The following is a 25,354-nucleotide window of genomic DNA, read 5'->3' on the forward strand; positions in this document are numbered from 1 at the left end:
TACAGACGTAGAGCCGCACGGGAGCCCCGCATCTTATCGGCCGCCCGGCGGCGGCACAAGCGGCAAATTGGGGCGGGTTGGGGAGGTTGGCCGCCAAGTGGATGTTAGGCGAGCCCGGGAGTGTCAGCGACCGAAGGGGAAGTCGGTACCCGCCGCCCTCCGGGGGCTAACGCCGCCCGGCTCGCATGACGCGTCTCCTAAGTTTGGCCCTTCCGCGCCCGCCGATTCGAGAGTGCGCCGCGCAGTTCGGGTTTGCTGCCCCCCGTCGAAGGGCCGTAGTCTTTAGCTATGGCGCCGAGTCGCTAACGCGTTCCCTGGCTCCCTAACCCCTCAGCCCCTGGCCCCTCCCCACGATGAACATCGGTGTTCCTACAGAGGTCAAACCGGACGAGTACCGTGTCGCGATGCTGCCGGTGGGGGTCGAGGAGCTCGTCCGCCGCGGGCATCGGGTGCTGATGGAGCGGCATGCCGGGGAGGGCTCGGGCCTGCCCGACGAGGCCTACATCGAAGCTGGCGCCACGATGGTCGAGACGGCCGCTGAGGTCTGGGGCGGCGCTGATCTGATCGTGAAGGTCAAAGAGCCGCAGCCCAGCGAGTGGCCGCTGGTGAAGCGCGGGCAGACGGTCTTTACCTACTTCCACTTCGCCGCCAGCCGCGAGCTGACCGAGGCGATGCTCGCGTCGGGCGCGACCTGCATCGCTTACGAGACGCTCGCCGATGACCAGGGCCGGCTGCCGCTGCTGACGCCGATGAGCGAAGTCGCCGGACGTATGAGCATCCAGGAGGGCGCCAAGTACCTCGAACGCCCGCAGATGGGCCGCGGCATCCTGCTAGGCGGCGTGCCCGGCGTCGCGCCGGCACATATCACCGTGCTGGGGGGCGGCGTCGTGGGGGCAAACGCGGCCAAGATTGCCGCCGGCTTTCAAGCGAGCGTGGCGATCCTGGACATCAACATGGACCGGCTGCGTTACCTCGACGACATCATGCCGGCGAACGTCGATTGCCTTTACAGCGACCGGCACACGATCCGCCGCCAGCTCGAGCGGGCCGACCTCGTCGTCGGCGCTGTCTTGATCCCCGGGGCGAAAGCGCCGCGACTTGTGGAACGCTCCGATCTCGCGCGGATGCAAAACGGCGCGGTGATCATCGACGTGGCGATCGACCAGGGCGGCTGCATGGAGACGAGCCGCCCCACGTCGCACGCCGACCCGACCTACATCGTCGATGGCGTCGTTCACTACTGCGTGACGAACATGCCCGGCGCCGTGGGCCGCACCAGCACGTTCGCGCTGTGCAACGTGACGCTCCCGTGGGTGATGCGTATCGCCGCGGCGGGACCGGGCTCGGACGGCGCGGCGCAGGCCGCGACCGCGTCGAAGCCGCTTGCCCGGGCGGTGAACCTGTTCGACGGCGCCGTGACAAACGGCCCCGTGGCGGAGACGTTCGGGCTGAAGCACTCGGCGTTGTTTGCTGTCTAACGTTCCTTCCTGCCGACGCGTTTCACTGCGAGGCCAACTTCCGCGCCGCCATCACCTGTCGGTACGTCGTGTACCCACCGGAGAGGTTCGCGGCTCCGCGGCCCGATTGCAGCAGGACGCGCGTCGCCAGGTAGCCGCGCACGCCGACTTGGCAGTAACTAACCACGGGCTGCTCCGCGGGAAGTTCGTTGAGGCGTTCGCGCAGCTCCTCGATCGGGATGTTCAAAGCGCCCGGGATGGCGCCCCTGTCGTGCTCGTCCCTGGTGCGGACATCGAGCAGAATCACGTCTTCGGGGAGGAACCCCTCGACGATCTCTTCGGCGTAAATCACCGGGTGCTCGTCGTGCATCACCCCCGCTGCGATGAAGCCGGCCATGTTGACCGGGTCCTTGGCCGAGCCGTACTGCGGGGCGTAGCACAGCTCCGCCTCTTCGAGGTCGAAGACCGTGAGCGCCGCTTGGATCGCGACGGCGATGACGTCGATCCGCTTATCGACCCCCGAGCCGCCGACCGCCTGCGCGCCGAGCACCTTGCCGTCGTCGGGCGAGAAGAGCAGCTTCAGCGTCATCCCTTCGGCGCCGGGGTAGTAGCCGGCGTGGTGCGCGGGGTGGAGATAAACCTTGTCGAAGGTGATCCCAGCGGCACGGCACGCCTTCTCGCTCAGACCCGTCATCGCGGCGGTCTTGTCGAACAGACCCACCACGGCCGTCCCTTGCACGCCGTTGAACTCGGACAGGCGCCCCACGCAGGCCTCGGCGGCGATGCGCCCTTGGCGGTTCGCCGGCCCGGCGAGGGGGATCTGCGTTGGTTGCCCGGTGACGTAGTGCGTCACTTGCACCGCGTCGCCGACGGCGAAGATGTTGGGGTCGCTGGTGCGCATCTGCTCGTCGACGACGATGCCGCCACGCGCGCCGACCTCGAGTCCCGCCTCGACCGCCAAGCAGCTCTCGGGCTTCACCCCGATCGCCAGCACCGCGAAGTCGATCGGCAACCGCTCGCCGCTCTTCAATTCCGCTTCGAGTGAATCGTTCGCCTTGTGGAACGCGACCACCTCGTTGTTCAAGCGCAGGTCCACGCCCGCCTCGGTCAGCCGCTCGGCCATCGAGGCGACCATCTCCGCGTCCCACGGCGTAAGCACCTGCGAGTTGCGTTCGACGAGGACCGTCTCTACGCCGCGACGCACCAAGTTCTCGGCCATCTCGACGCCGATGAAGCCACCGCCGACGATCAGGGCGCGCTTGGCCTCGAGCGTCGCCGTACGCAGCCGGTCGGCGTCTGAGAGGTTGCGCAGTGTGTAGACGCCCGGCAGGTCGATCCCCGGGATCGGCGGCCTGATCGGCGCGGCGCCGGGGGCGAGGATCAGCTTGTCGTACGACTCTTCGTACTCACGCCCCTCGTTGAGGTCGCGGATGCGGACCGACTTCGCCTCGCGATCGATCGCGATGACCTCTTGACGAGTGCGGACATCGAGCCGGTGGCGTTCGCGCAACATCTCGACCGGCGCGACGAGCAGCTTGTCGCGCGACGCAATCTCGCCGCCGATGTAATAGGGCATGCCACAGTTGGCGAACGACGGTTCGGCGCCGCGTTCCACCAGGACGATCTGGGCCGTCTCGTCGAGTCTCCGCAGTCGCGCCGCCGCACTCGCGCCGCCAGCGACGCCGCCCACAATCACGACTTTCATGTCGAGGTTATCCGTTAAGAAAACGCCCTCCGCGGCGCTGCACTGATTTGCTTACGGATGGCGTGTCCCCGGCGCCCCGGAACGCCGCGGAGGGCGTCCCTTGAGCAACGTTCTAGGAAGTCGCCGAAGTTTTGGTAGGGGAATTCGTTCGGCATTTCCCTACTTGGTTCCACGGCATGCGGGCGAGCAACATACCCATGCCGCACGTATCGGTGATTCCTGCAAACACGAGCCCCGCGCCGACGAATCCGGACAAACCTAACCAGTAAGGATGGACTAGCGCGCCGAGCACCGTGCCGATGACGACAAGCGTCCCCGCAGCGATGCGAACCTGGCGTTCGAGCGACATCGCGGCCTCGCCACGGTTCACCGGCAGGCCCGCCTCTACGCACGCCTGCGTGCCCCCCTCGACGTTGACGACGTTCGTAATGCCCGCCGCACTGAGTTGATCGCAAGCCTTGGCGGCCCGGCTCCCCGATTTACAGATCACGTACAACTTCTGATCACGACCCTGAAAGTCGGCCGGCTTCAATCGATCGAGCGGAACGTTTCGCGCGCCGCGGACATGCACCTCCTGGAACTCCACAGGGGTGCGGACGTCGATGAGCGACGTGTCGCTCTGTTTAAGAGCGTCGGCAAGTTCGGCGGGGGAGACAGTTGCGGGCATGGTTTGGGTTAGGGGTTAGGGGCTGAGGAGCTAGGGGCTGAGGGGTGAAGAAGTAATGGCTACGAGGGTGGAGGCGAGTCGCGCCGACGCGTCTTCACGTACACGGGGATGCTAGACGCTCAACATATCGTCATCTTACGATATTTCCGATCGTAAAGTTCGGTGGTTTTCCTCAAACCTCATTGCTGGGGGGAGCCACCGCTCGTCCGCTAGCCGTCGCGAACCCCGCCGTTTACCATCCGGAGACCCCGAACTCCCTTCCGCGACTCTCTCCAGGCCATGGATAAGCCCGTTTACGCCGGCGTCGATATCGGCGGCACCAACATCAAGATTGGCCTGGTGGACGACCGCGCGCAGACGCTCGCCTACGAGTCGATCCCCACCGACCAGGAGCACGGCCCCGAAAACGCCGCCGAGCGGGCCGGCGAGGCATTGGCGCGGCTGATCGAGTCCGCCGGCCTCAAGAGCGACCATGTCGTGGCGATCGGCCTGGCCTCGCCCGGGCCGATGGACCTCAAGAAGGGCATCCTCCTCTGCCCCGGGAACCTCCCCGAGTGGCACAACACGCCGCTACGCGATCTGTTCGCCACGGCGACCGGCAAGCCCGTCAATTACGAGAACGACGCCAACGCCGCCGCCTACGGTGAGTTTTGGGCCGGCGCCGGCGACCGCTTCGACTCGCTGGTGATGGTGACGCTCGGCACGGGCGTCGGCGGCGGCGTCATCCTCGACGACAAGGTCATCGACGGCGCCCACAGCTGCGGCGGCGAGATCGGCCACATCATCATCGACGCCTCGGACGAGGCCCCCCTCAACACGCTCGGCATCCGCGGCACCCTCGAAGGCTACTGCGGCAGCTACGGCGTCGTCGGCCGCGCGCAGGCGGCCCTCTCCGACCGCTTCGTCGAATCGTCCCTCCGCGACACCGTCGCCGGCGGCGAAGAGCTGACGCCCCTGTTGATTGCCAACGCCGCCGAGGCGGGCGACGCGCTGGCGCTCAAGATCGTCATGGATACGGCCCGCTACTTGGCGATCGGCATTGTCACCGTTGTCCACACCGTCGACCCCGAGGCGATCGTCCTCGGCGGCGCGATGACCTTCGGAGGCGCGGGGCACCCGCTCGGCGAGCAATTCCTTACCGAAGTGCGCCGGCACACCGAGGCCCGCCTCATCCCCAGCCTACGTGGCAACCTGCCGATCGAGTTCGCCAAGCTCGGCGGCAAAGCCGGCTACATCGGCGCCGCGGGCCTCGCCCGCGCTTCAGGGATGTAGTGCAGTTCCTCCAAGCGGTGGATGCATTCAACAGACTCAACCGACGATTAGATCGGATAACCCGCCGCGCATCTCTCTGGAGCCTCCGAAAATGCTCGCCGCCTCACAACGTCTCGCATTGCTGCTGCTGACGTCGCCCCTGCTGGTGACGGCGGAAGCACAAGTGGACACTCGGCCGTGGCCCAACAGCGACGCAGAAACGTTCCAAATGTCCTCGGATATCGAGCGGCGGAAGGTTCTTCTACAACGCGCTGTCGGGACGTGGCGATGCGTGAAGGACGACGGCACGGTTATCGAGAAAGTCGTCGAACCGGGCACAGAGACGGTCACGCTCAGCCGGGACGGCAAGGCGGTCCGCGTTTGGAAAACGAAGTGGGACATTCGTGTCTGCAATGGCGTCGCGCAACTGTGGTTCAAGGACTACCAATTGTTGGAGGGAGAACGCTCCGCTCCTGATGGAATTGGTGGAGGCTACGCGGTAGCGATTACTGGCGACACGTGGACCGAAGTTCCTAATTTAATCGGTGAAGCCCCATCGCCCCCAACCTTGGTCCACTTCAAGAGAGTTCCGACGGACGAGGCGGAAGAAGCAGGAAACCCGGAGTAAACTTCTCACCGATCGTTTCGGGACCGCCCACGGTTGCCCCATGGCTTCCAGAGGCGGATACTTCGCGGAGAGCCCCACGCCTCTCACCGAAGGACCGCCTGCCATGGCCACGCCGCTCGAATCGCTCGTCGCTTCCGGCACCAAACTCTGGCTCGACTCGGTCGATCCAGACCTCGTCGAGAAGAATCTCGCCTTCGGCGCCACGGGCGCGACGTCGAACCCGTCGATCATTTCGGACCTCGTCGAGACGGGTCGGTATGACACCCTGGTAGGCGAGCTGATCCACGAGGGTTTCGACGATGAAGACATCGCCTGGGGCCTAACCGACCACCTCGTCGAGACCGCCCAGCAAGAGTTCTTCCCCGTCTGGGAGAAGACCGGCGGCGACGACGGGTACGTCAGCTTCGAACTCGACCCGCTCATCGAAGACCCCCAGGGCGACATGCCGCACGACGAGCGTGTGGCCAAGTACGTCGAGCTCGGTGAAGAGTGGGCCGCGGGCCAACCCAACCGGATGATCAAGGTCCCCGGCACCGAGGCGGGTATCGCGGCCCTCGAGCGACTCGCCGCGGCCGGCGTGACGCTCAACGTCACGCTCCTCTTCACGCTCGACCAGTACGAGCGCGCCCGCGACGCGGTGTGGCGAGGCGCACAGCGTCGCGACGACCTTGAGAACTTCAAGAGCGTCTACAGCATCTTCGTGTCGCGGATCGACGTCTACACCGAGAAGCACTGCCCCGACCTCGACTCCACGGCGCAAGGACTCGTGGGAATCCTCAACGCCAAGCGCGTCTGGCAATCGAACCAGAAGTTCTGGGCCGACAAGGGACTCGCCCTCAACCAAGAGATCATCTTCGCCAGCACCGGCACCAAGAAGCCCGAGGACAAGCCTTGGAAGTACGTCGAAGCCCTCGCCGGCAGCGACATCCAGACCAACCCGCCGGCCACCAACGACGCCGCCCAAGCGAGCGGCCTGACGTTCCCCCGCCGCGTCGACGAGATGCCGAGCCCCGCGGTGCAAACCGCGATCGACGCCGGCGTCGACTTCAATCACCTGCACGACACGCTGATGCGCGAAGGCGTGCAGAAGTTCGCCGACCCGCAGAAAGCGTTGCTGGAGGCGATCGCGTCGAAGCGCGCCGAGTTGGCGACGGCGTAACGCGACGTGCACTTGGGAAGCGAGCTCCGCTGCAACTCCGGGAGCTTACGCTTCCCGGCTCGCCCCGCGCCGCCCGCCGCTGGCGTTGACCGCCTCCGCGGGTTTCTGTAAAGCCTCGCCGCCGAGCGTTGCGACCTTGACTCGCCGCCATTGCGGCGTGCTAGCGTCGCGGCCTATCGGGCGCACCACGGATCGAGGCCGCATGAACCCGCGCGTCTACGTCGAACATACCGTGGAGCCCGCCATCCGTCCGGCGACGATCGGCGTGGTCATCCCGGTCTACAACCGTCAGTCAATCCTGCTCGAAACCCTGCCGTTCGTCCTCGCACAGAGCCGGCGGCCTCATCACTTGGTCATCGCCGACGATGGCTCGACCGACGGCACGCCCGACGCGGCCGAGGCATGGCTTCGCGACGCGCGACCGGCGTTCGACTGGCGAGTCCTGCGGCTGCCCCACCGCACCAGCGCCCACGCCCGGGCGCAGGCGTACCGGTCGCTCGGCGGAGTCGACTACGTCGCGTTCCTCGACTCGGACGATCACTGGCCCGTCGATTTTCTGGAGCGGACCGCCGCTGCGCTCGACGCCAATCCCGACGCGAGCGTCGCTCTCGTCGATCGTCGCTACACCGACCTCCAGGGCCCCAGCGGCGGGTTTCGCGACGGCGCCCCGCTGGCGGCCGACCCGGTCCCCCAGCTGTTCCGCTATGGCGCCGGCGTCGCGTCTTGCACGCTGTTACGATCGGCGGGCTACGAATCGGTCGGCGGTTGGGACCCGTCGCTTGAGAGCGCCGAGGACACCATGCTGTTCGTCACGATGGCGCTCGAAGGGTCGTGGGTCCATGTCATCGGTGAGCCCGTCGACTACTACCTCGGGACCGCCCTCGCACGGGGCGAAGAGAACAACCTAAGCCGCCGCTACGCCTACAGCAGCCTACGTTGGGCGCGGGTCCACGAGCTGGTGCTCGACCGGGTGCGTCGTCGCCGACCCGACATCGACGACCGCCCGCTACGCCGCAGCATCGCCCGGCTGTGGTACATCGCGGGCAAGGAGCTCATGTCTCTCGGACGGGCGCACGGCGCGCGGCGTTGCTTCGCCAGGTCCGTCAAGTGGAACGCGGTGCAGTATCACGGGTGGCGACGCTTGCTGACGGCGTGACAATAGTACTTTAAGAAGTCGACCCACCTTCAGGGCTGATTCATATCGTCCGAATGGGCCTCGCTAATTCGATGGTTTGTCGCGCGATCACCGATGGCGACCGTTAGCAGAAAGATCAATTGGCGTCGAAGGCGCTACCTTTCTTGGTTTTCGCCTAGGTAATCTGAAACGATGCCGTCGGCGCTCAAGAGCGATGCGCCGTACGTGCCCCCGACGGGGCCGGGCTTACACATCTGCGCCGGTAAGGACAGTTCGAGTAGTCGCTCGGTGTTGGGCTGAGTGATGCGAGTAATAACGTCTTGCGGGGTTTCCTTGCCGATCGGCCAGTACCGCTGGCCTTCACGGACCTTGTGACCGTCGCTCCAGATCTCCTTGTCGCCGAGCCGGATCGAGATCGATGATTGATAGGGGGTGATGGTGTGCTCCTTCCACATCCAGCCGAAAGACGCGCCGCGGGGTCCGGAATTCAGCAGCGCCCAAGCGGGCAAGTTTCGGTGGGCGGGTTGATCCTTCTCGGGGCGATCGTCCGTTTTGGGCGGTTTGGCGTTGGGGTCGCCGATCTGGACGGTGACCGGCTCCGACGCCTTCTTGCAGGTGACCATCACTTCCTTGGCGCCATCGTCGGCCTCTCCGGCGGCGACGATCTTGTAGCCGGCGGCCCGGAAAGTCTTGGTGATCGCTTCGACGAGACGCGTCTCGGTCGCCGCGTCCAGGTCCGTATCGGCCACGATCGTAACCGGGTCGTTGACTTTAAGAATGATCAAGTCATCGAGGTCGCCTAGCTCGGCAAACTTGTCCCGCACGGCTTCGTGTGGCACGGGGATCGATGAGATCGACCATGAGGCGCCGCTCCGCTCGCCATGTCGTGACGCGTACCACAACTTGCGGCCACGCAGCGTGGCGTGGTTGTCGTACGACGCGCCGTCGGCCATGACGTACTGCCAGAGGAAGATCGGGTACTCGGGAGCGACGATATAGCGGTTCTCCACCAGCAAGAACTTGCCGAGGAAATCGACATCGCTGTCGTAGGGGAACCCGAACAGCGCGTTGGTGACGTTGCCGGTGTCGAGATCGACCGTGTACAGGTTGTCCCCGCTGCTGATGGCCAGCCTTTTGAGCCGGTTGTCGATCGATATCTCGCCGAGTCGCATGAAGCGGTGAGCCAGTGAGGCGACTTGCTTGCCGGCGTCGAGATCGATTACGACTATCGCATTCATTCCACCAGCGAAGAGGTAGCGCCCCGAGGGGTCGATTGCGATGCAGGGGCTAAAGGCCGTTCTCAGCTCGAAAGTGTAGACCGCCTTTCCAGTAGTAAAGTCCCAGATCGTCCAATGGTCCGACTTGCTGCAGACCAGTACCCGCGAGCTGTCCAGGATTCGAGCGGCGTCGATACCGTGATGGAAACTGTCGGGAACGTCGGCGTCGAAATCGGTGACCGGCTCGAGTGTCCCGTCAACGAGCTTCTTGATGAAGAGCCGGGTAGAATTGTCGCCGACATCTTCGGTCGTCAACGCGACGAGTCTTTCACTGGGAGAAGCGTCGAGAACGCGGCTCTCTAAAGGGCAATCGATCAGAGCGTCGGCGGCGCCGGTCTTTAGGTCAAGTCGCTGCAGGTGTGTCCGGGTGTTGATGTGTCCCGTCTCCATGACCGCGACGGCCGAACCCCCGTCGGGCGCGATCGACAGTTCGAGCAATTTCGCTCCGAACGGGCCTTCGCCCGCCGGCGTGTCGAGGTCGATTCGATCGGCCGATGTCGCGGCTGCCTTCGGCTGCGGAACCGCGGGCGGTTTCCATCGCCACTTGCTGGAGTTGCTGAGGCCGATTCGCTTGACCCCGCTCCAGTCGGCCCGCAGCGACTGGCCTGCTGTCTGCTTCTCTGCGAAGGGATTTTCGGTGGTCTCTTGCAGTTGATCGACGTACGCACGGTCGGCGTCAGAGAGTTTGGCAAGCGGGACTTTGGTCTCTTTACCGTTGGAGAGTTTCAGCACGACGGCATCTCCGTCACGCTTCTGGTAGGTAGCTGCTACCTTGAATTTGCCGGTGGCGTCCTGCCACGTGCGTTCTTCCGCTGCGACAGCGGGCGCCCCGGGCAGCTTGCGTAGACGATCGGCCGGGGCCCAGAACGCAAACTCTTCGGCCTTCTCGAGGCGTCGTTGAAGCGAACGCTTCAGCTGCTTCTGGAGCGGCTTCGTGTCGGTCAGTCGGACATGAGCCTGCGCTTTCCCGAAGGTTCCTTCCTCAACGGCGAGGATCGTCCCGACGTGCGGCTTGCCTTGCAGGAGGATCTCGACGTAATCGCCTTCCGCAAAATCGGCTCCGAGTCGCTCGGTGACATCTGGATTTTCAGACATGCCAGGTAGGTTAGGCCCGCCGCCAAAATTCATCGACGCTCTTGGGGATCGCGAATTGCCGCTCAGCAGTTCATCGAGATGGTCGGCCTCGTCGTCGCCCTTCTTCTCGGCCCGCGCCATGAGCTTGTCAACCTGCAGTTCTTCGACGTCGACCTTCACTCTGACGATTCGTTCGGAAGCATCAGATGAGACAACCTCGCCGTAGTCGATCGATTCGAGGAACGCGCCGAAGTCTTCCACGGGGCTCAAGCGGAAGGTCGCGACTCCATTGCGGACCGCAAAACTGGAATTCGATACCGAGTCGGGTGCGGCCAGACGAATCAGCTGATTCGCCAGCACCTGTGGCGTGATCGAACGGGCGTCACGGTGAAACGCCACGGACGACAAGTCATGGTCAATGTCTCTAAGCACATCCTGCACAAGCGATGTGTCGGGCAACGAAGCGACGATCTCGTCGGCGTTGGTGATCTGAACGGTGACCTCTTGCCCGAGGCATTGCTCGCCACCGATCAATAGAATGAGCGAGACGGCCGCAGGTAGTCGGCAAAAGGCGCGCATGGCGGTAGATCCCTCGGCATCTGTCATGAACGAGAAGCGTCCATTTTAAGTGAAGCGGTGGCCATTTCCAAACGTTCTCTGCGTTGTCCACCCCCGCCGGGCCGCCTAGACTGGGTAATCGGCCCGCCCAGCGACAACGTTCTGTCACCCCGGGCCGCTCCCCGCCGCGTCACCGTCGTTTTTTGCAATGCCCACCGAAGAAGAAATCTACCAAGAGCACATCCTCGACCACTACGAGGACCCCTTCCACAGCGGGCCGCTCGCCGAGGCCACCCACGCCCACGAGGACAAGAACCCCCTCTGCGGCGACGTGATCCGCATCGCATTAAAACTCGATGAAGATGGGAAGGTCGTGGACTGCGCGTTCGAGGGCGAGGGCTGTGTCATCAGCCAAGCCTCCGCGTCGATGCTGCTCGAAGCACTCCACGGCAAGACCGTCGACGAAGTGAAGGCGTTCACCGCCGAAGACATGCTCAAACTCTACGGCCCGCGCCTCACGCCCAACCGCCAGAAGTGCTGCCTGCTGTCGTGGCGCGTGATCCAACAGGCGGTTCACTCGCCGGTTCAGTGATTGCTGTCAATCAACAAGAAGATGGAACGCGGATGGAAATGGATTGAAAGGACTGCCGCAGATCGAAACGTTTTTGCGTCTCGTCCGCGTCGATCCGTTTAATCCTTGTTCATCCGCGTCCCCTTCTTCGTCTGCGGTAAACAAATGAAGCTCGCTGAGTCCACCGCCGCACTGCTCCCCGAGTCGATCCGGGACGACTTCCCGATCCTCGCGCAGACGGTGCATGGCGATAAGCAACTCGTCTTCCTCGACTCGGCCGCCAGCAGCCAACGGCCGCGGCAGGTCATCGACGCGATCGTCCGCTGCTACGAGCACGAATACGCCAACGTCCATCGCGGCATCCATGTGCTCAGCGAGCGCGCGACCGATGGCTACGAGCTCGCCCGCCGCAAGGCGCAAGAGTTCCTCGGCGCCGAGCACGCCCACGAGGTGATCTTCACCGCAGGGACCACCGCGTCGATCAACACCGTGGCGCGCAGCTGGGGCGACGCGAACGTTGGCGCCGGCGATGAGATCCTGCTCACGCCGATGGAGCACCACTCGAACCTCGTGCCGTGGTTCCAACTCGCCGATCGCACCGGCGCGGTTATCAAGCACCTGCCAATGACGGACGACGGCCGGCTCGAAGTCGATCGGCTCGGCGAGTTCCTTACAACGAAGACAAAGCTCTTCGCGTTCACCGCGGTGAGCAACACCCTCGGCACGGTGAACCCTGTCGCCAAACTCTGCCGCCAAGCGCGGGCGGCCGGCGTTGTCACGCTCGTCGATGCGGCGCAGAGCGCGCCGCACTTGCCGACCGATGTGCGCGCGTGGGATTGCGACTTCCTCGCCCTCAGCGGCCACAAGATGTGTGGCCCCTCCGGCGTTGGTCTCTTGTACGGGCGCGAGGCGTTGCTCGACGCCATGCCGCCGTTCCTCGGCGGCGGGAGCATGATCAACCGCGTCTACGACGATCACTTCACGCCGGCCGATTTGCCGGGCAAGTTCGAAGCCGGCACGCCGCCGATCGCTCCCGCGATCGCGTTGGGCGCGGCGATCGATTACCTGCAATCCATCGGCCTCGACCGCATCCACGCCCACGAGCAAGCGCTGGTGGCGCATGCGTGGGAGCGTCTCTCGGCAATCGAGGGCATCCGCTTGCTCGGTCCATCGCCGATCGAGCACGGCCCCGACATCCGCGCGGGTCTCGTGAGCTTCGTCCTCGACCGCCCCCACTCGCACGACATCGCCCAGCTCCTCGACAACGAGGGCGTCGCTGTCCGCGCCGGCCACCACTGCACGCAGCCCCTACACGACCGCCTCGGCATCACCGCCAGCACCCGCGCCAGTTTCTATCTCTACAACACGCTGGCCGAAGTCGACGCCCTCGCCGAAGCGCTGACCACCGTCCGCGACCGCTTCAAACCCACCGGCCGCAAGCGTCGCCCCCGCGAAGCGTGAGGCTGCCGGAGAGCCCACGACGCAAGTCGTGGGAGTGCCGCGAGTTCGCGCTACACCTCCGGTCGCTGACGAGCATTTTGCACGTCTTAATCAAAAGCGTTGGCGATCAAGTGGCAATGTCAGACGATAGGCAAAGAACCGAGGGCTAAGGCCCCGCGGCTAATAAGGGCTCGCTACCAAGGTCAGCCGGCACGCCTTAGCGTCCGGTTCTTCGACTTACGGTGATGGATGCAGAATGCTCTAACGCTTACGGCTCGCCACGAGCTGTAGCGATTGTTCTCGGTCACGTCAGCATTGGCTCGAGCGAAGCCAGAGCCTGCGGCAATAACTCGGCTCTCTCCCGTCGAACCGGCTGCATGCATTTGAGGCCGTTGCCACGGTCTCCCGCAATGCGGATCGCGATCGCTCTATTGCCGCGGCCGATGTGTCTCTAAATTTCTCTCGCTGCGCGATGACGTCGCCACGCCGTCGCATTGGGCCCCCGGAACAGAGCCCCTGTGCTACAAGGCATGAAACATTTCCTTCGCGCGCTGGTTATGGTGATCGTCGTCGGTCACTACGCGAATGCCGCCCTGCTGTCGGTCAACACCTCCAGCCGACAGGATTCGCTTGCCGCGTATTACAACCTGTACGCACCGACCACGTACGTGCCGACGGGCTGGACCACAACGGGCCTTAGCGATCCCGGCACAACGAGCGCCGCGTTTCAGAACGCCGTCATCACGCGCGTCAACTATTACCGCACGATGGCGGGCGTGCCGGCGATCACGCACAACGCGACCTACACACAGCGCGCCCAGGCCGCCGCGCACCTAATCAGCGCAAACAACCGCTCCAGCCATAACCCGACCAGCGACTGGCTCTACTACACCACCACCGCGCTGCAAGGCGCCCAACGCTCGAACCTCTACCTTGGCTCCAGCGGCATCGCCGCCATCGACGGCTACATGCGCGGACCGGGTTCGACGAACTTCTCCGTCGGCCACCGGCGCTGGGTCCTCAACCCACCCGCCAAGCAGTTCGGCGTCGGCGACGTCTCCGCGACCACCGGCCGCGCCCAAGCTAACGCCCTCTATGTCGTCGATGTGGCCTCCAACGCGCCACACCCCGCGACGCGCGACGGCTACGTCGCTTGGCCGCCGCCCGGCTACGTCCCCTACAACGTCGTCTTCCCTCGCTGGCACTTCTCGAAGCAGGGCGTCGATTTCTCCGCCGCGACCGTCTCGCTGACCCTCGGCGGCCTGACCGTCCCCGCCGCGGTCATTGCCCGCGGGACCGAAAACCTCATGGGCTACCTCAGCTTTAACGTCAACAACCTGAGTGACTTCGCCACCTTCCCAAAACCGACGGCTGACCAGCGTTACCGGGTCACCATCCAGAACGCCCGTGTGAACGGCGTCGCTCAAACGTTCAGCTACAACGTGACGCTGTTCGACCCCGTCACGATCGCCGGCGACTACAACTTCGATGGCGTGGTCAACGCCGCTGACTACACGACCATCCGTGACGACCTGGGGACCCGCTACACCCAGACCGACCTCGCGACATGGCGGGCGTCCTACGGCGACCGAGCCTCAACCACGGCGGTGGCGGTCCCCGAGCCGTCTGGCCTGGGCTTCGCCCTCGTGGCCGCCGCCGCCGCGGCGCCAGCACGCCGCCGGACTGCAACGAGGCCGGCTTCCCGGGCGTGACGGTTTGGATTATCCTCTAAGACTCGGCTACCAACGGGCGTACGCGCCCGCCGCGGAACCGTGGCCGGCGAGCAGGCCCCCAGCCCTCGCCCGGGGAAGCAGCCCTCAACAGGGCCTCCTCCGAACCAGCCTCGTTCCGCCCCATTTCCGAAAGCCGAGCACGGTCGGGCCGTGGCGCAGTTTGGTAGCGCGTTTGACTGGGGGTCAAAAGGTCGCAGGTTCGAATCCTGTCGGCCCGACTTTCGTAAAGGGTTGCCACCAAAGAGTTTACGGTGAGGCCGATTTCGGCCGAAAGCCGCCGAAAACCCAAATTGGCACAGAGTTGGCACAGTTCTCGGCACTAACCCGGTTAGTTGCGTAGGATAGAGGGCGTCTCGTCGGTGGCAGCCGACGCGGCGTTCTTGGACCTTCCGGCCCGATTTCCCGTCTCTCGAAACGGTGATATCGGAGGGTCTGACGATGGCGCATGGCGCCCCTGAGCCTTGGTTCCGCAAGGGCCGCGGCTGGTTCGTGACAATCGGCGGCAAGCAGCAAAGCCTGCGCACACGCGACAAGCGCGAGGCGTATGAGCGTTGGCATGACTTGATGGCGGCCGGACCCACCGTCGCGTACGACGCCGGCGACGATCCGCTCGTCGTCGATCTGCTGGCCATGTTCTGCGAGTGGGCCGAGAAGCACCTCGCCCCCAGCAGCTACGACTGGTACCGGCGCTACCTGCACAGCTTCGTGCGATTTCTTCCCGCCGGACTGACGGTCGCACGTCTCAAGCCGCTCGCGGTAACACAGTGGCTTGACGCGAACCCCGGTTGGAGCGCCAGCAGCCGCCGTGCGGCGATCACCTCAGTGAAGCGCGCCCTATCATGGGCAGAGCAACAAGGGGCGATTCAGCGCAGTCCCCTCGCCCACGTCAAACGCCCTTCAGCGCCCCGGCGTACGGTAACGCTCACAGAAGCGGATAAGAAAACCGTCCTCAACGCGGCGACCGACGTAGCGTTCCGTGAGCTGATCACTGCCGCCGAACTGTCAGGCGTCCGTCCGCAAGAACTGCGGCGTGTCGAGGCCCGACACTTCGACGCCAGAAGGGGAACTTGGCTATTCCCCCAAGAGGAGAATAAAACGGGTGAGGCGACAGGACGGCCGCGGGTGGTGTTCTTGCCGCCCGCCCTCGTGGAGCTCTCCAAGCGACTGGCCAAGGAGAACCCGACTGGGCCTCTGTTCCGGAACGCCCACGGCGGAACGTGGACGGCCAACGCGATCCGGTGCCGCTTCCGGCGAATGAAGGCGAAGCTCGGCGACAGGGCGCCCAAGGGCCTCTACCTCTACGCTTACCGCCACACCTTTGCGACCGACGCCCTGGAAAACGGTCTCAATCCAATGACGGTGGCGGAGTTGCTGGGGCACGCGGACGCCTCAACGTTAAGCCGCGTCTACCAGCATCTCGCCGACCGGCACGACCATATGAGTGAGGCTATCCGCCGCGCTATTGGAAACCAATAATGCGACAATGACGTAGTTGCACCGCACCATCACCCTATAGCACCGAGTTACCATCTACAGAGAGACCGGCGGGCTTACTGTCGCCGACCAGATGGTATGCACGCGGATTTCTGCTCAGTCGGAATGTAGTCGATGCCTCGACGGAAAAGCGCTCTCCAGCAGAAAATCGACGAACTAACCAAGAAACTTGCGAGCATGCGCGAAGAGGCGTTGAAGCGCGCGGGCTACAAAGAGTTCGGCACCAGTCAAGTCGCTAGCTTCCACGGGATCATCGGGGGCAAGAACAACACATACGTCGATGCAATCCGGGAGATCTTCTTGTCGCCCTCGCAGTTCATCGCGGAATGGAAAGAGGGAGCACTTGAGGAAGCCGAAAGCCGAGACGCACGCGATCGAGAGACCTACGGTCGGCTTTACCAGAATGCCGCCGTTCACCGTATTATTCGCCTTCTGAAGGACCCCCTGGTCAATTCCTACGTCGAAACCTTCTTAGAACGCAACTTTTGCCGTCAGTACCACGCGCGCACACGAGTGAAGCCGGAAGATGCACTATGGGAGTTGTGGTTTGGAGCAAAGAATCAAGAGTATGGCCTCTTCATCACGCCCCGGTATGACGAAATCTGGGAAAACGATGTCAGCGAGATCAGACGAGTTTCCTTCGATTACTGGACTATCGAACATGTTCTTACGAGCGGGTTGATCGTTCCCAAGAAAAAGAGAATTCATAAGATCAAGGACTTGGACCATCTGTTTGACTTGTACCAGGATGTCTTCATACGATCCACAGGCTCTTCCTACTCAAAAGCGTTTGGGCATCGATACGAAGAGTATGTGCGTGAACAGAAATTCCCATTGGCAGTTCCATTTATGATTCCGGAGTTCCGCTACGAGGGCGCTTCCACAAGTCACAAGTATCGACTCGACTTCACCATCCTCTCCGCCAATCGTGGTTGCAAGGTGGGAATTGAACTGAGTCCATGGTCCACGCATGGCCGCGTACTAGCAAAAAAGAAATTACAGGCTAGTGGAGGGGAAAGTGCTGTAGAGAAGGAGCGAATCCGAAAATGGGAGGCGGATACAACGAAGCGGAACAGCTATTTCAAGCAATACGGCATCACTACCCTCACCTTCACAAACAGCGATCTTAAGAACATCCACGAATGCTTTGCAAACGTCGTCGAGTACCTACAGTCTACCGGTAGCAAACGTCGAGCGTTGCCTGACGTTCAAAGCCGGATTGTCGGCTACAAGTTAGGCAGTTAGCGCAGCGTCCGACGGGCACCGAATGATCGCGATGTTCGGTGAATCGCGGGATTAACGGCTTTGGTAGGCCGCCGAGGCATCGCCGCGTCTGTTATCAGCAATCTGATGCGAGACCAGCATGGCGTCATTGCTTTTGGCAGATTCTAACCACAATCCCGTCAGGAGCAGCCGACTGCGCCACGTGCGGTGTTAACTTGCTGCTCCGAAGAGTTGCCACCCCTTCCTGGTCGGTAATTAAAAAGACCGACTCGTAGTAGTCTAGGAGTTCCTTGACGGACTTGTCTAGATGGGTAGCACCGCCTCCTGAGAGCAGCAGTTCCTCAAAGCCCGCTTCACCGATATCCCAAGTACCGACGATCTTACTGTCGGCCGCTACGAGCTTAGCTGGCATCTCTTGTTCGGCTAGAAAGCGAACTAGCAATCGCATCGACTCAGATCGCAAGGTCGTTGCCATCGAGCCAGAGACATCGATCAACAATGCGTTTGATTGGCTCGATGGGTTTGTGACATCTGGCCACCGCGATATCGGTTCGCCGACGCACTGTCGAACCGCAGTCGCTAGTTCCTCCCGTGCGAGGCTGTTTGACGGGGTAAGATGGCCTATGGCCCTGCAACGATTGCGAATCGTTGCGGACACTTCTTGGAGGGCGTTACCAGCGGGCCCGTGATTAACGAGATACACTACGCTATCTGGAAGTGCGAGGGCGTAGTCTTCGAACACATCGATGAACTTTCCCTTTGACGACTTCTTGTAGTGTTTGACTTCGATCACCATCTTGCATACTTCGTGCTCATGAACTGTAGTCCAGAGCCCGTGATCTGGTTGTACGTTGGCTATTCGGCCTTTTCCGCGTGGATTAGTTAGCGGTGCTTGACGCTCGCATATAAGCTTGAACGGACCAGGAGAGGAATGAACGGTGGCTACGGTCGCCTCTTTGAAATTGAATGCGATTAGCCCATCGTCATGATGGATTTCGACATCGTGCCCCTTCAGGGCACGGATGATCTCCGTAGCAATCCAAACTGCGTACAGATCGTATCGCTTCTCCCAGATCGGCAACGAGAGAACCGACTCGAGATCGCCGATGTGCACATCGACCTGAAATTGTCGAGTGGGAAACGGGTCGGTGATCGCGTCTAGCTCATCGCCGATGGCGACTATCTCGCGGTTAGGCAGCCGCGAGGCAACGGAAAGAGAGGCGACAATTGATCTCAACCAAAAGTCGGTTTCGTATTGTGCTATCGTCCAGAGGTCAAAGGCATCGGAAGGGTCGACATCTCTTCTGCCCCCGCGACACTGAGCCTCTTGGTGTTGCTTATTGTAGAGAGCCTTCAGAAGTGGCGGTGAAAGCTGTTGGTCTAGCAGACGCTGCAAAACAGCTTGTCCGATTTTCGCGCAGGTAGCCAGCGCGGGATGACACTGTTGTGGACCGAGTGAACTAGGCCACGGCAAGTAGGAGCCTCGTGTGTAGGCCTCTGCCCACTGTCTCGCGTCTTCTGGGATGACGTAAGGGGCCTTCTCGGGGGCTGTCGTGGCTTCTTGGATTATTTTCCGGCTCTGCATGACGCCCAACAACCGCCATACTGCATTTGCGTCAATTGCCGGTAAGGTTACTGAAGAACGGCTCAAGAAATCCCAGTTGGCTAACCAATCTCGGAAGTGTTCTAGGCTCACTTCGATGTCATCCACCCGAAGCGACCATTGCGACTTCCCTCGTGTCGCTTTTGCGTTTTGGAAAAAAGCGAGAATGTCGCGGAACATCGCGACGTAGGGGTGTAAGGATTCGAAGAATGCTCTAACGAAGGACGCCATATCGGCGTTGGCCAATGCTTGTTCGAGCGAGGAAGCTCGAGGATCAAGACGAGTTAGAATACGCTCGTCGATGCCCTCATCACGCCCCTCCAGTTCTAGCCCGCCCAAGGCGCAAAGATGTCGCCAAGCGGAGAGTGCATCATGATGAACCGCCTCTCCCATGCTTCCCAGGCCTTTGCGTAAGGGGGTGAGTGTCGTCCAATCATTGTCCAAAGTAGGGCGACCAACTCTAACAGGTTCGGTGCTGTGTACTGCTCTACAAGACGAGCAATCGCCGGGTGCTTGTCTACTTCTGCTTTCAGCTTAGAGCCAGTTTCAGAACTTCGATTTACTAGCTGAACCGCAGAGAGGGAGCGGTCGTAAGAGTCTCCGAAAGGAGACCCCTAATGACCGATCGATCCCGCCCTGGTGCGGGGTCCAGGATGGAGCCCGACTCTCGATTCTTCCGCCCGCAGCTCAGCGACGAGCAGTGGGCGCTTGTCAGCGACCTCTTCAAGCCGCCCAAGCCGGACCCCAAGGGAGGCCGGCCCCGCGCCGATGCGCGGGCTTGTCTGGAGGGCGTGCTGTGGGTGCTGCGTAGCGGCGCGCGGTGGAAAGACCTTCCGCCCTGGTTCCCCTCATACCCCACCTGTTGGCGTCGATTCGTCGAATGGACGACCGATGGCACGCTGGACAAAGTCCACCGGCGACTGGTCCGCTTGCTCGACAAGGCAGGCCAGATCGATTGGGGAGAAGGCTTCGCCGACGGCACGTTCGCCCCGGCAAAAAAAGGGGGGATCGCGTCGGCCTGACCAAACGGGGCAAGGGGACCAAGATCATGGTCCTCACCGACGCCCAGGGCCTTCCGCTGGCGACTGAGGTCGAGGCGGCCAATGTGGCCGAGGTGAATCTCATCGAGCCGCTGCTGGACGAGGCGGTGACAAGTCACGTCCCGTCGCGGCTGGTGTACGACAAGGCGGCCGACTGCGACGCGTTGCGTGACCGACTCGCAGAGCGGGGCGTCGATCTGATCTGCCCCCATCGCAAGAACCGCGTCCGCAAGAAGAAGCAGGACGGGCGGAAGCTGCGTCGCTACCGGCGACGGTGGACCGTCGAACGCAGCATCGCCTGGCTCCACGCCTTCAAGCGGCTGGTTGTCCGCAACGAGTTCTACGCCCATCTCTACCACGGCTTCATTAAGCTCGCATGCATGATCGTCTGCTTCAGACGGTTATGAAACTGGCTCTAGGATCAATTCCCGGAAGCGCTGATGAGTCAGTGCCACACATTCCTCGAGCGTCGGATCGGTCTCTTTAGGTAGGACTGCCCTACCGTCAGATTGGTAGTAACGAGTTTGCGTAGAGAGTGCGACCCGATGCATCGAAGTGGTTGGCATGCCTCCAATTGCGATTGAGGCATAGGTGGATTGCTTCGGTGGACAACACTTTCGCGACCATTCTAACAGACTCGACAAAACAACCTGTAGGTTGTAATCTTAAGTGTGGGTTGGGAAGTTCTGTTCGCAGATTAGTATCAGGCTTGGCTTGGTTCGCTCGACGCCGAGGCGGTGATCGACATCTATGCCTCGATCGAGGTGCTCCGTCAGGACGGGCCGCAAACGCCGCGGCCCCACGTGGATACGCGAAAGGTTCGCGACACACGAACATGAAGGAGCTGCGGACCCAGTCCAAAGGCCGGCCGCTCCAGTCACTGTTTGCGTTCGACCCCCTCCGTCGCGCCGTCGTGCTCGTAGGTGGCGACAAGACCGGCGACAAACGATTCTACGAGAAGATGATCCCCTTGGCGGACGCGATCTACGACCGCCACTTGGAAGAGATGAAAGGAAGCTTACCATGCCAACCAGACCCGCAAGCGACGTGTTCGCCAAGCTGCTCACGAAGGAACAGCTCGCCAAAGCGAGCGAAAAAGGCGAGCTGCTCAAGGCGGGCACCCTCATCGCTCGGCTTCGCGAGGAGGTGGGGCTGACCCAGGCCGAGTTCGCCGAGCGTCTCGGTGTCTCGCAGCAAGCAATCTCGAAGATGGAATGGGGCGACGACGTAAAGCTAGGAACGCTCAACCGTGCCTTGTCAGTGCTCGGAGCGTCGCTCTACGTCCATACCGCCCACGGCGACCTGCCGCTGACAACCAGCCCTTAGCCTGGGTAGCCTCAACAGGTCCCGCCTTCACGTGAATCCGCCGAACCGGAGCGCGTCGGCGCCGGGAGGTGCCGCTAGTCGGAGTGGGTCTGAAGAGGAGTGCACCCATTCTCCAACGACACGCTACCCCGGGCTTTCGTAAGGATCCGATTGCCACTACCCTTCACGAAGGGTTTTGTCCTTAGGCGACCATCCAGTCTCCTGCTTGTATCTGAGCGGAGGTGGCCGCTCACTGGCGCAATCAGATTGACATCCCGCCAAGAAGTGTTACACTAGGCAAAATGGGTGCAATGGGAAGCGACGATAGTGATCTGGCTAGCAAGCCACCGCAATTCACAATCGCGGAGGTTGTCAGCACACTTCGTGTTGCTTTCGACGGAGTCCGCGATCGCGAATCAACCCTGACGCCTGATGAAGCGTTCAAGCTGGCGAGTGAAGCATTTGCCGACTTTACAGAAGACCGGGGAGAGTTTTTCGCCCCGCCGCGATCGCAAGCAGAGAGGCTATCGCTCGAATTGTTCAAGGCGATCGAGGAAGAAAAGCGTGCGTTTCACAAGGCCACTTCCGAAGACGAGGAAGTTGTCGAATTTGCGTCAGTCGGTCTTCTGCCGGGTGAGTTGGCGCCCCTCTACCGCAGGTGACCCCTTCTTACCACCTGCACTATTCATACGGCTCTGAGCCGCGGTCTTGCGGACGCGAAATTCTGAGGCCGCCACGATCAGTGGACGGGCAATTCCCGTGTGCGCTTGGCGGTGTCGTCCACTCTATTGCACGACAGTTCACCATCGACAGTGCCAGGTGTATGTCATCGGCTGATGTTATTTCAGATGACCACTTGCAACCCACCTCGTGGCGGATCATCCTTGCCGCTCTAACAGCATAGAAAAACCTCATCCAAAGCATCTCATATGATGGAGCCATCGCCGTCGGTGGCCTGGGTGCGCGACCAGGTCGGTGAACCTCAGATCAGGTTTCTCGATGCTTTCTTGAAAGAACATCTTGGTGTCAGCAGTGCCTCACATCGAGAGCTTGCATATTCAATTCGACCTTCAGTTGTCGTACGCAGTGAGTGTGAGCTTCTATCGGTATCGGCGCCCCGGTTCGCCATACGGACATTTCTTCCCGATGGGAGCATGCTACAGCTCCGCCGATTGCAGTTTCTGAGCAAGAGCTGTCGCCATTTATTCACCAGCGATCAGGAGGCCGAGCCTCTGGATCAGATGCTGTCTGCCAGCCTAGCAACAGACACAACAGGGCTTGCCGACTGCGTCTTGGTGCCGCCGGCACGGCTGGCTGTGGCGGATTGGCACATTCTCTCCAGCGACATCGCCGCGTATTACCTTGAAGAAGACCTCCCGCTGCCATCCCCTGGTGTTCCGTTTCTGCAGCATGTCGGTATCGGACGCGGTGGGATGTGTCAGCAGGCGGCGTGCTTCATGGCGAACGCGATCCTTCTTCAGCACGCCAACGCGATCTTTGGCCCCACAGAGATCACCGCGTTGTCGCAGCCGAGCCGTTCGGTAGACGGTGAGTCGGAGGCGTTGTTGTCTGGAATGACGATGGAAGCGGCGCGCAAGTACATGCGTTCATCGCACGTCGGGCTTACGGCATTCCATCACACCCAGGAGAGCCTCTGGTCGCGGGGTTGTGACGGGGCGCGTATGGGGGTCGCAGATCACCAATTCGCGACTTTGATTCGCGCCTACGTCCTAAGTGGGATGCCGGTGATCCTAAACACCGACATGTCAAAGCTCCTACGAACCCCCGGATACTCGGGGTTCGCGGCGGCACAGTCGTCGGTAAGACGTCCACACGCCGTCGTTGTCGTCGGATGCAAGAAACGCCGACCTAGCAGCTTCCTCATCAATGATCCATCGACCTTCCCTTTCATAGAGCTTAGCGAGGCGAGCCTGCTTGAGGTTCTCTCACGGGACGCAGAGGGCTGGCGCGACTCCGAATCGATGCTTGCGGTCTTGCCGCGGTTTGTGACGGTCCCTCTTGCCTACGACAAAAGGAAAGGCGCTACATTCGACGGAGGCGCTCCACTGGGCATGAGCGTCTTTGACGTACTGATGCTGTTCCAGGAGCACTGCCCAGAACAGCTGCGACCACTCTTCCCTGCCGGTCAATCTGTCCTACGTAAGGATGACGAGATCCGGCTCCTAATGTCGGCGGATGAAACGGCCGCTGGTGCCGCCCGAGTCCTAGCGCTGGGGGACACCCTCCACCCTCAATCGATCGGAATCATTGCGGACTGGTTGCGGTCGTCGGGCGGGCAGCTCTCGTCGGCCTATTGGTCGGTCCACCGAAAAGTCAAGGTTGGCGAGTCGGAGACTCGAGAGGCGATTGTCCTGATTGACGCGACGGCCACTGCCTATCGCGGCCGAGGCTATCACATCGGACTCGATTTGCCACGATTTGCGGCGATCAAGAACCCCAAGGACCAGACCTGGCGGCCACTGCGGCTTGGCGTGGGCCCTGTCCGACTTTCCGCCATCACCTCGATGACAACTGCGCCTTCAGCGGTGGCGGCACGGCTGCCCCAGTTTTCGAATGACCCGCCTTTGATAGAAGGGGTTGAGTGGTACACCTTGATGCAAACGGACGTTGATGCGAGTCCGCTTCGAAAGCTCGCGGAATCGCAGTCTATCGAGTTCGACACAGCCGCGGACTTCATGGCGGCGTGCGAATTACTTCCGCCGACGCCTCGGCAGGCAATCATCGACCAAGCAATAAGGTCCGCGGACTTTGCCTGCCCGGTGATCGGGATTGCATCCTTTATCCCGTCGATGTCGTTGCCGCCTGCCTGCGGTGGGGCCGACACCGCTCGGCGAGCTATCAGATTCATCAGCCGCCTGGGAGCGTCGATCGCTAAGCAGCGGATGGTTTCGGGGTGTGCAGCGTCAGATCGCCCTTTTATCGTCGAACTTGTCGCGGGCTCGAGGGTGACAAGCCTGTTCAAATCGAATGGGTCGACAGATCATTACTCAATGTCGTACGAAGCGGAAGAAGTCGCTTTGGATAACTTTGTCGAGAACCTACGACGTTCAATTGGCGACTTAGAATCGAGTGTTTCGGGTGTCGCGTGGGCCGTGGAGCTTGAGCCAGGACCGCTCTTCACCGTGAACGGCATTGAAGCGCTGGAGGCGTTCTGTGCCCGTCTGGACATCGACCCCGTTCTGAACGAAAGAGTGGGAGTCAATCTAGACGTGTCGCACTTACGGATGACATGCGTGCAAGGTTCAGGGGGGGCTGACGAACGAGTGTCCGCCGCGCGGGTGCGGGACAGCCCGATCTTCAGACGAATCGTACACGCCCACATCTCGGGGCACAGTCAGAAGGCACACTTTGGCGATCGGGCATTGTCGTTAAAGGGCTCGCGCGCGACATACGGCCCGTGGATAGCTCTGCTGGCCCAGCGCGCCGGTATGCGGGATGGGCCGATCCCGTTCAGTGGTTATGTCTCCCTAGAGCTCGAGGCAACTAGGGACGCGGTTTACGCGACGGTCGCAACCCGAGACGCAGCTGTCATCCTGTCTCAGCTCCAGCGTGGTGCGGGCTGCGAACGCTAGAGCCTTGGGTGCGCACCCGCTCCAACGGGCCGTAGTGCTGAACCAAGAGCGCCCCGCCGGTGGCAGCCGACGGGGCGCTAAGCGGGCCTGCCGGCCCGACTTCCCGTTCGCAATGTTCCGTTGCCCGCTAGTGTGGGAAATGCTTAGCCACCAAGGGCCGTGGCTTGGGGCCGCGAGACGTTGTTGCGGTGGTTCGAGCGGACTGCGCCTCGCGGCTGCGTCCTTCCCACTCGAGTCGATCGGCGTCGGCGACCCGGATGCCGCGCCGCTTGCCGCCGAAGCGATGTTCCGTCAGGTCGCCTCGCTCGATCGCGGCGTACACGGTTCTTTCCGATAGCCCGTAGTGCTTGGCCAGCTCGGCCACCGTCCACCAGGCGCGCCCTTCCGCGGACGCGTTCGTCGACCTGGTGGTTGTCAGCCCGTGCGGCGCCATCGCTCCC

The 25,354-nt window shown here is 62.2% G+C and carries 20 protein-coding genes, 1 tRNA gene and 1 pseudogene; 17 read left to right on the forward strand and 5 right to left on the reverse strand.

What is annotated here, in order from left to right:
• The first annotated feature begins 353 nt into the window (after positions 1-353).
• A complete protein-coding gene (ald, locus tag Spa11_RS00075; protein ID WP_145105084.1) occupies positions 354-1,478 on the forward strand; it encodes an alanine dehydrogenase in 1,125 nt (374 codons plus the stop codon).
• A gap of 22 nt (positions 1,479-1,500) precedes the next feature.
• On the opposite strand, the gene Spa11_RS00080 is transcribed toward ald, so the two are convergent.
• Both Spa11_RS00080 and Spa11_RS00085 read right to left on the reverse strand, forming a co-directional pair.
• Entirely contained in the window at positions 1,501-3,162 is a 1,662-nt protein-coding gene (locus Spa11_RS00080) for an FAD-dependent oxidoreductase (protein ID WP_145105087.1), read from the reverse strand.
• A gap of 112 nt (positions 3,163-3,274) precedes the next feature.
• Positions 3,275-3,829, reverse strand: a complete 555-nt coding sequence (locus Spa11_RS00085; protein ID WP_145105090.1) for a rhodanese-like domain-containing protein — start codon at positions 3,827-3,829, stop codon at positions 3,275-3,277.
• Between the two features lie 279 nt (positions 3,830-4,108).
• Between Spa11_RS00085 and Spa11_RS00090 the strand changes: the two genes are divergently transcribed.
• The 4 genes from Spa11_RS00090 (at position 4,109) to Spa11_RS00105 (ending at position 8,023) form a co-directional block, all read left to right on the forward strand.
• On the forward strand, positions 4,109-5,101 hold the full coding sequence (locus tag Spa11_RS00090; protein WP_145105093.1) for an ROK family protein: 993 nt from the start codon (positions 4,109-4,111) through the stop codon (positions 5,099-5,101).
• Between the two features lie 91 nt (positions 5,102-5,192).
• Positions 5,193-5,708 (forward strand): hypothetical protein, encoded by a 516-nt coding sequence (locus Spa11_RS00095; RefSeq protein ID WP_145105096.1) that lies wholly within the window; start codon positions 5,193-5,195, stop codon positions 5,706-5,708.
• Positions 5,709-5,811: 103 nt separating this feature from the next.
• Positions 5,812-6,867, forward strand: a complete 1,056-nt coding sequence (locus Spa11_RS00100; protein WP_145105099.1) for a transaldolase family protein — start codon at positions 5,812-5,814, stop codon at positions 6,865-6,867.
• Between the two features lie 202 nt (positions 6,868-7,069).
• Positions 7,070-8,023 carry a glycosyltransferase family A protein gene (locus Spa11_RS00105; RefSeq protein WP_145105102.1) on the forward strand — a complete coding sequence of 318 codons (954 nt, stop codon included), beginning with the start codon at positions 7,070-7,072 and terminating at the stop codon, positions 8,021-8,023.
• A gap of 134 nt (positions 8,024-8,157) precedes the next feature.
• Here Spa11_RS00105 and Spa11_RS00110 read toward each other — a convergent pair whose 3' ends face one another.
• On the reverse strand, positions 8,158-10,932 hold the full coding sequence (locus Spa11_RS00110) for an SHD1 domain-containing protein (protein WP_197529608.1): 2,775 nt from the start codon (positions 10,930-10,932) through the stop codon (positions 8,158-8,160).
• Between the two features lie 187 nt (positions 10,933-11,119).
• Between Spa11_RS00110 and sufU the strand changes: the two genes are divergently transcribed.
• From sufU to Spa11_RS00140, 6 genes are all read left to right on the forward strand, one after another.
• The gene (gene sufU, locus Spa11_RS00115) at positions 11,120-11,503 is read left to right on the forward strand and encodes a Fe-S cluster assembly sulfur transfer protein SufU (RefSeq protein ID WP_145105109.1); all 384 of its coding nucleotides are present in this window, start codon (positions 11,120-11,122) and stop codon (positions 11,501-11,503) included.
• 144 nt (positions 11,504-11,647) lie between these two features.
• Complete coding sequence (locus tag Spa11_RS00120) at positions 11,648-12,943, forward strand: aminotransferase class V-fold PLP-dependent enzyme (protein WP_145105112.1); 1,296 nt, start codon at positions 11,648-11,650, stop codon at positions 12,941-12,943.
• Positions 12,944-13,452: 509 nt separating this feature from the next.
• The gene (locus Spa11_RS00125) at positions 13,453-14,634 is read left to right on the forward strand and encodes a CAP domain-containing protein (RefSeq protein ID WP_145105115.1); all 1,182 of its coding nucleotides are present in this window, start codon (positions 13,453-13,455) and stop codon (positions 14,632-14,634) included.
• A 165-nt stretch (positions 14,635-14,799) separates the two neighbouring features.
• Positions 14,800-14,873 (forward strand) — tRNA-Pro (locus tag Spa11_RS00130).
• A gap of 220 nt (positions 14,874-15,093) precedes the next feature.
• On the forward strand, positions 15,094-16,131 hold the full coding sequence (locus Spa11_RS00135; protein WP_145105118.1) for a tyrosine-type recombinase/integrase: 1,038 nt from the start codon (positions 15,094-15,096) through the stop codon (positions 16,129-16,131).
• Between the two features lie 132 nt (positions 16,132-16,263).
• Positions 16,264-17,394: a topoisomerase II gene (locus tag Spa11_RS00140; protein ID WP_145105121.1), complete on the forward strand. Its 1,131-nt coding sequence runs from the start codon at positions 16,264-16,266 to the stop codon at positions 17,392-17,394.
• Positions 17,395-17,518: 124 nt separating this feature from the next.
• Here Spa11_RS00140 and Spa11_RS22670 read toward each other — a convergent pair whose 3' ends face one another.
• Positions 17,519-19,420, reverse strand: a complete 1,902-nt coding sequence (locus Spa11_RS22670; RefSeq protein WP_197529609.1) for a hypothetical protein — start codon at positions 19,418-19,420, stop codon at positions 17,519-17,521.
• A gap of 173 nt (positions 19,421-19,593) precedes the next feature.
• On the opposite strand from Spa11_RS22670, the gene Spa11_RS00150 reads away from it, so the two are divergent.
• The 6 genes and pseudogenes from Spa11_RS00150 (at position 19,594) to Spa11_RS00175 (ending at position 24,914) form a co-directional block, all read left to right on the forward strand.
• Positions 19,594-19,998, forward strand: a complete 405-nt coding sequence (locus Spa11_RS00150) for a transposase (RefSeq protein ID WP_145105124.1) — start codon at positions 19,594-19,596, stop codon at positions 19,996-19,998.
• A complete protein-coding gene (locus tag Spa11_RS00155) occupies positions 19,932-20,423 on the forward strand; it encodes an IS5 family transposase (RefSeq protein ID WP_197529610.1) in 492 nt (163 codons plus the stop codon). The genes Spa11_RS00150 and Spa11_RS00155 overlap by 67 nt, the downstream gene beginning before the upstream one ends.
• Before the next feature lie 197 nt (positions 20,424-20,620).
• Positions 20,621-20,992 (forward strand): annotated as a pseudogene (locus tag Spa11_RS23515) (type II toxin-antitoxin system RelE/ParE family toxin); the annotation flags it as partial.
• Positions 20,993-21,039: 47 nt separating this feature from the next.
• Positions 21,040-21,342: a helix-turn-helix transcriptional regulator gene (locus Spa11_RS00165; RefSeq protein ID WP_145105130.1), complete on the forward strand. Its 303-nt coding sequence runs from the start codon at positions 21,040-21,042 to the stop codon at positions 21,340-21,342.
• 221 nt (positions 21,343-21,563) lie between these two features.
• Positions 21,564-21,983: a hypothetical protein gene (locus Spa11_RS00170; protein WP_197529613.1), complete on the forward strand. Its 420-nt coding sequence runs from the start codon at positions 21,564-21,566 to the stop codon at positions 21,981-21,983.
• 492 nt (positions 21,984-22,475) lie between these two features.
• Positions 22,476-24,914, forward strand: a complete 2,439-nt coding sequence (locus Spa11_RS00175; protein ID WP_145105136.1) for an apurinic/apyrimidinic endonuclease family protein — start codon at positions 22,476-22,478, stop codon at positions 24,912-24,914.
• Positions 24,915-25,041: 127 nt separating this feature from the next.
• Here the strand turns inward: Spa11_RS00175 and Spa11_RS00180 are convergent, their stop codons facing one another.
• Positions 25,042-25,347 (reverse strand): helix-turn-helix domain-containing protein, encoded by a 306-nt coding sequence (locus tag Spa11_RS00180; RefSeq protein ID WP_145105139.1) that lies wholly within the window; start codon positions 25,345-25,347, stop codon positions 25,042-25,044.
• Positions 25,348-25,354: the final 7 nt, after the last annotated feature.

Origin of the sequence: Botrimarina mediterranea, assembly GCF_007753265.1 — a bacterium.
In the GTDB taxonomy this organism is placed as follows: Bacteria; Planctomycetota; Planctomycetia; order Pirellulales; family Lacipirellulaceae; genus Botrimarina; species Botrimarina mediterranea.

Excerpts from the sequence above, each read along its gene's own strand:
- ald (WP_145105084.1), top strand. The coding sequence starts at position 354 with ATGAACATCGGTGTTCCTACAGAGGTCAAACCGGACGAGTACCGTGTC.
- Spa11_RS00080 (WP_145105087.1), bottom strand. The coding sequence starts at position 3,162 with ATGAAAGTCGTGATTGTGGGCGGCGTCGCTGGCGGCGCGAGTGCGGCG.
- Spa11_RS00085 (WP_145105090.1), bottom strand. The coding sequence starts at position 3,829 with ATGCCCGCAACTGTCTCCCCCGCCGAACTTGCCGACGCTCTTAAACAG.
- Spa11_RS00090 (WP_145105093.1), top strand. The coding sequence starts at position 4,109 with ATGGATAAGCCCGTTTACGCCGGCGTCGATATCGGCGGCACCAACATC.
- Spa11_RS00095 (WP_145105096.1), top strand. The coding sequence starts at position 5,193 with ATGCTCGCCGCCTCACAACGTCTCGCATTGCTGCTGCTGACGTCGCCC.
- Spa11_RS00100 (WP_145105099.1), top strand. The coding sequence starts at position 5,812 with ATGGCCACGCCGCTCGAATCGCTCGTCGCTTCCGGCACCAAACTCTGG.
- Spa11_RS00105 (WP_145105102.1), top strand. The coding sequence starts at position 7,070 with ATGAACCCGCGCGTCTACGTCGAACATACCGTGGAGCCCGCCATCCGT.
- Spa11_RS00110 (WP_197529608.1), bottom strand. The coding sequence starts at position 10,932 with ATGCGCGCCTTTTGCCGACTACCTGCGGCCGTCTCGCTCATTCTATTG.
- sufU (WP_145105109.1), top strand. The coding sequence starts at position 11,120 with ATGCCCACCGAAGAAGAAATCTACCAAGAGCACATCCTCGACCACTAC.
- Spa11_RS00120 (WP_145105112.1), top strand. The coding sequence starts at position 11,648 with ATGAAGCTCGCTGAGTCCACCGCCGCACTGCTCCCCGAGTCGATCCGG.
- Spa11_RS00125 (WP_145105115.1), top strand. The coding sequence starts at position 13,453 with ATGAAACATTTCCTTCGCGCGCTGGTTATGGTGATCGTCGTCGGTCAC.
- Spa11_RS00135 (WP_145105118.1), top strand. The coding sequence starts at position 15,094 with ATGGCGCATGGCGCCCCTGAGCCTTGGTTCCGCAAGGGCCGCGGCTGG.
- Spa11_RS00140 (WP_145105121.1), top strand. The coding sequence starts at position 16,264 with ATGCCTCGACGGAAAAGCGCTCTCCAGCAGAAAATCGACGAACTAACC.
- Spa11_RS00150 (WP_145105124.1), top strand. The coding sequence starts at position 19,594 with ATGACCGATCGATCCCGCCCTGGTGCGGGGTCCAGGATGGAGCCCGAC.
- Spa11_RS00165 (WP_145105130.1), top strand. The coding sequence starts at position 21,040 with ATGCCAACCAGACCCGCAAGCGACGTGTTCGCCAAGCTGCTCACGAAG.
- Spa11_RS00175 (WP_145105136.1), top strand. The coding sequence starts at position 22,476 with ATGCTACAGCTCCGCCGATTGCAGTTTCTGAGCAAGAGCTGTCGCCAT.
- Spa11_RS00180 (WP_145105139.1), bottom strand. The coding sequence starts at position 25,347 with ATGGCGCCGCACGGGCTGACAACCACCAGGTCGACGAACGCGTCCGCG.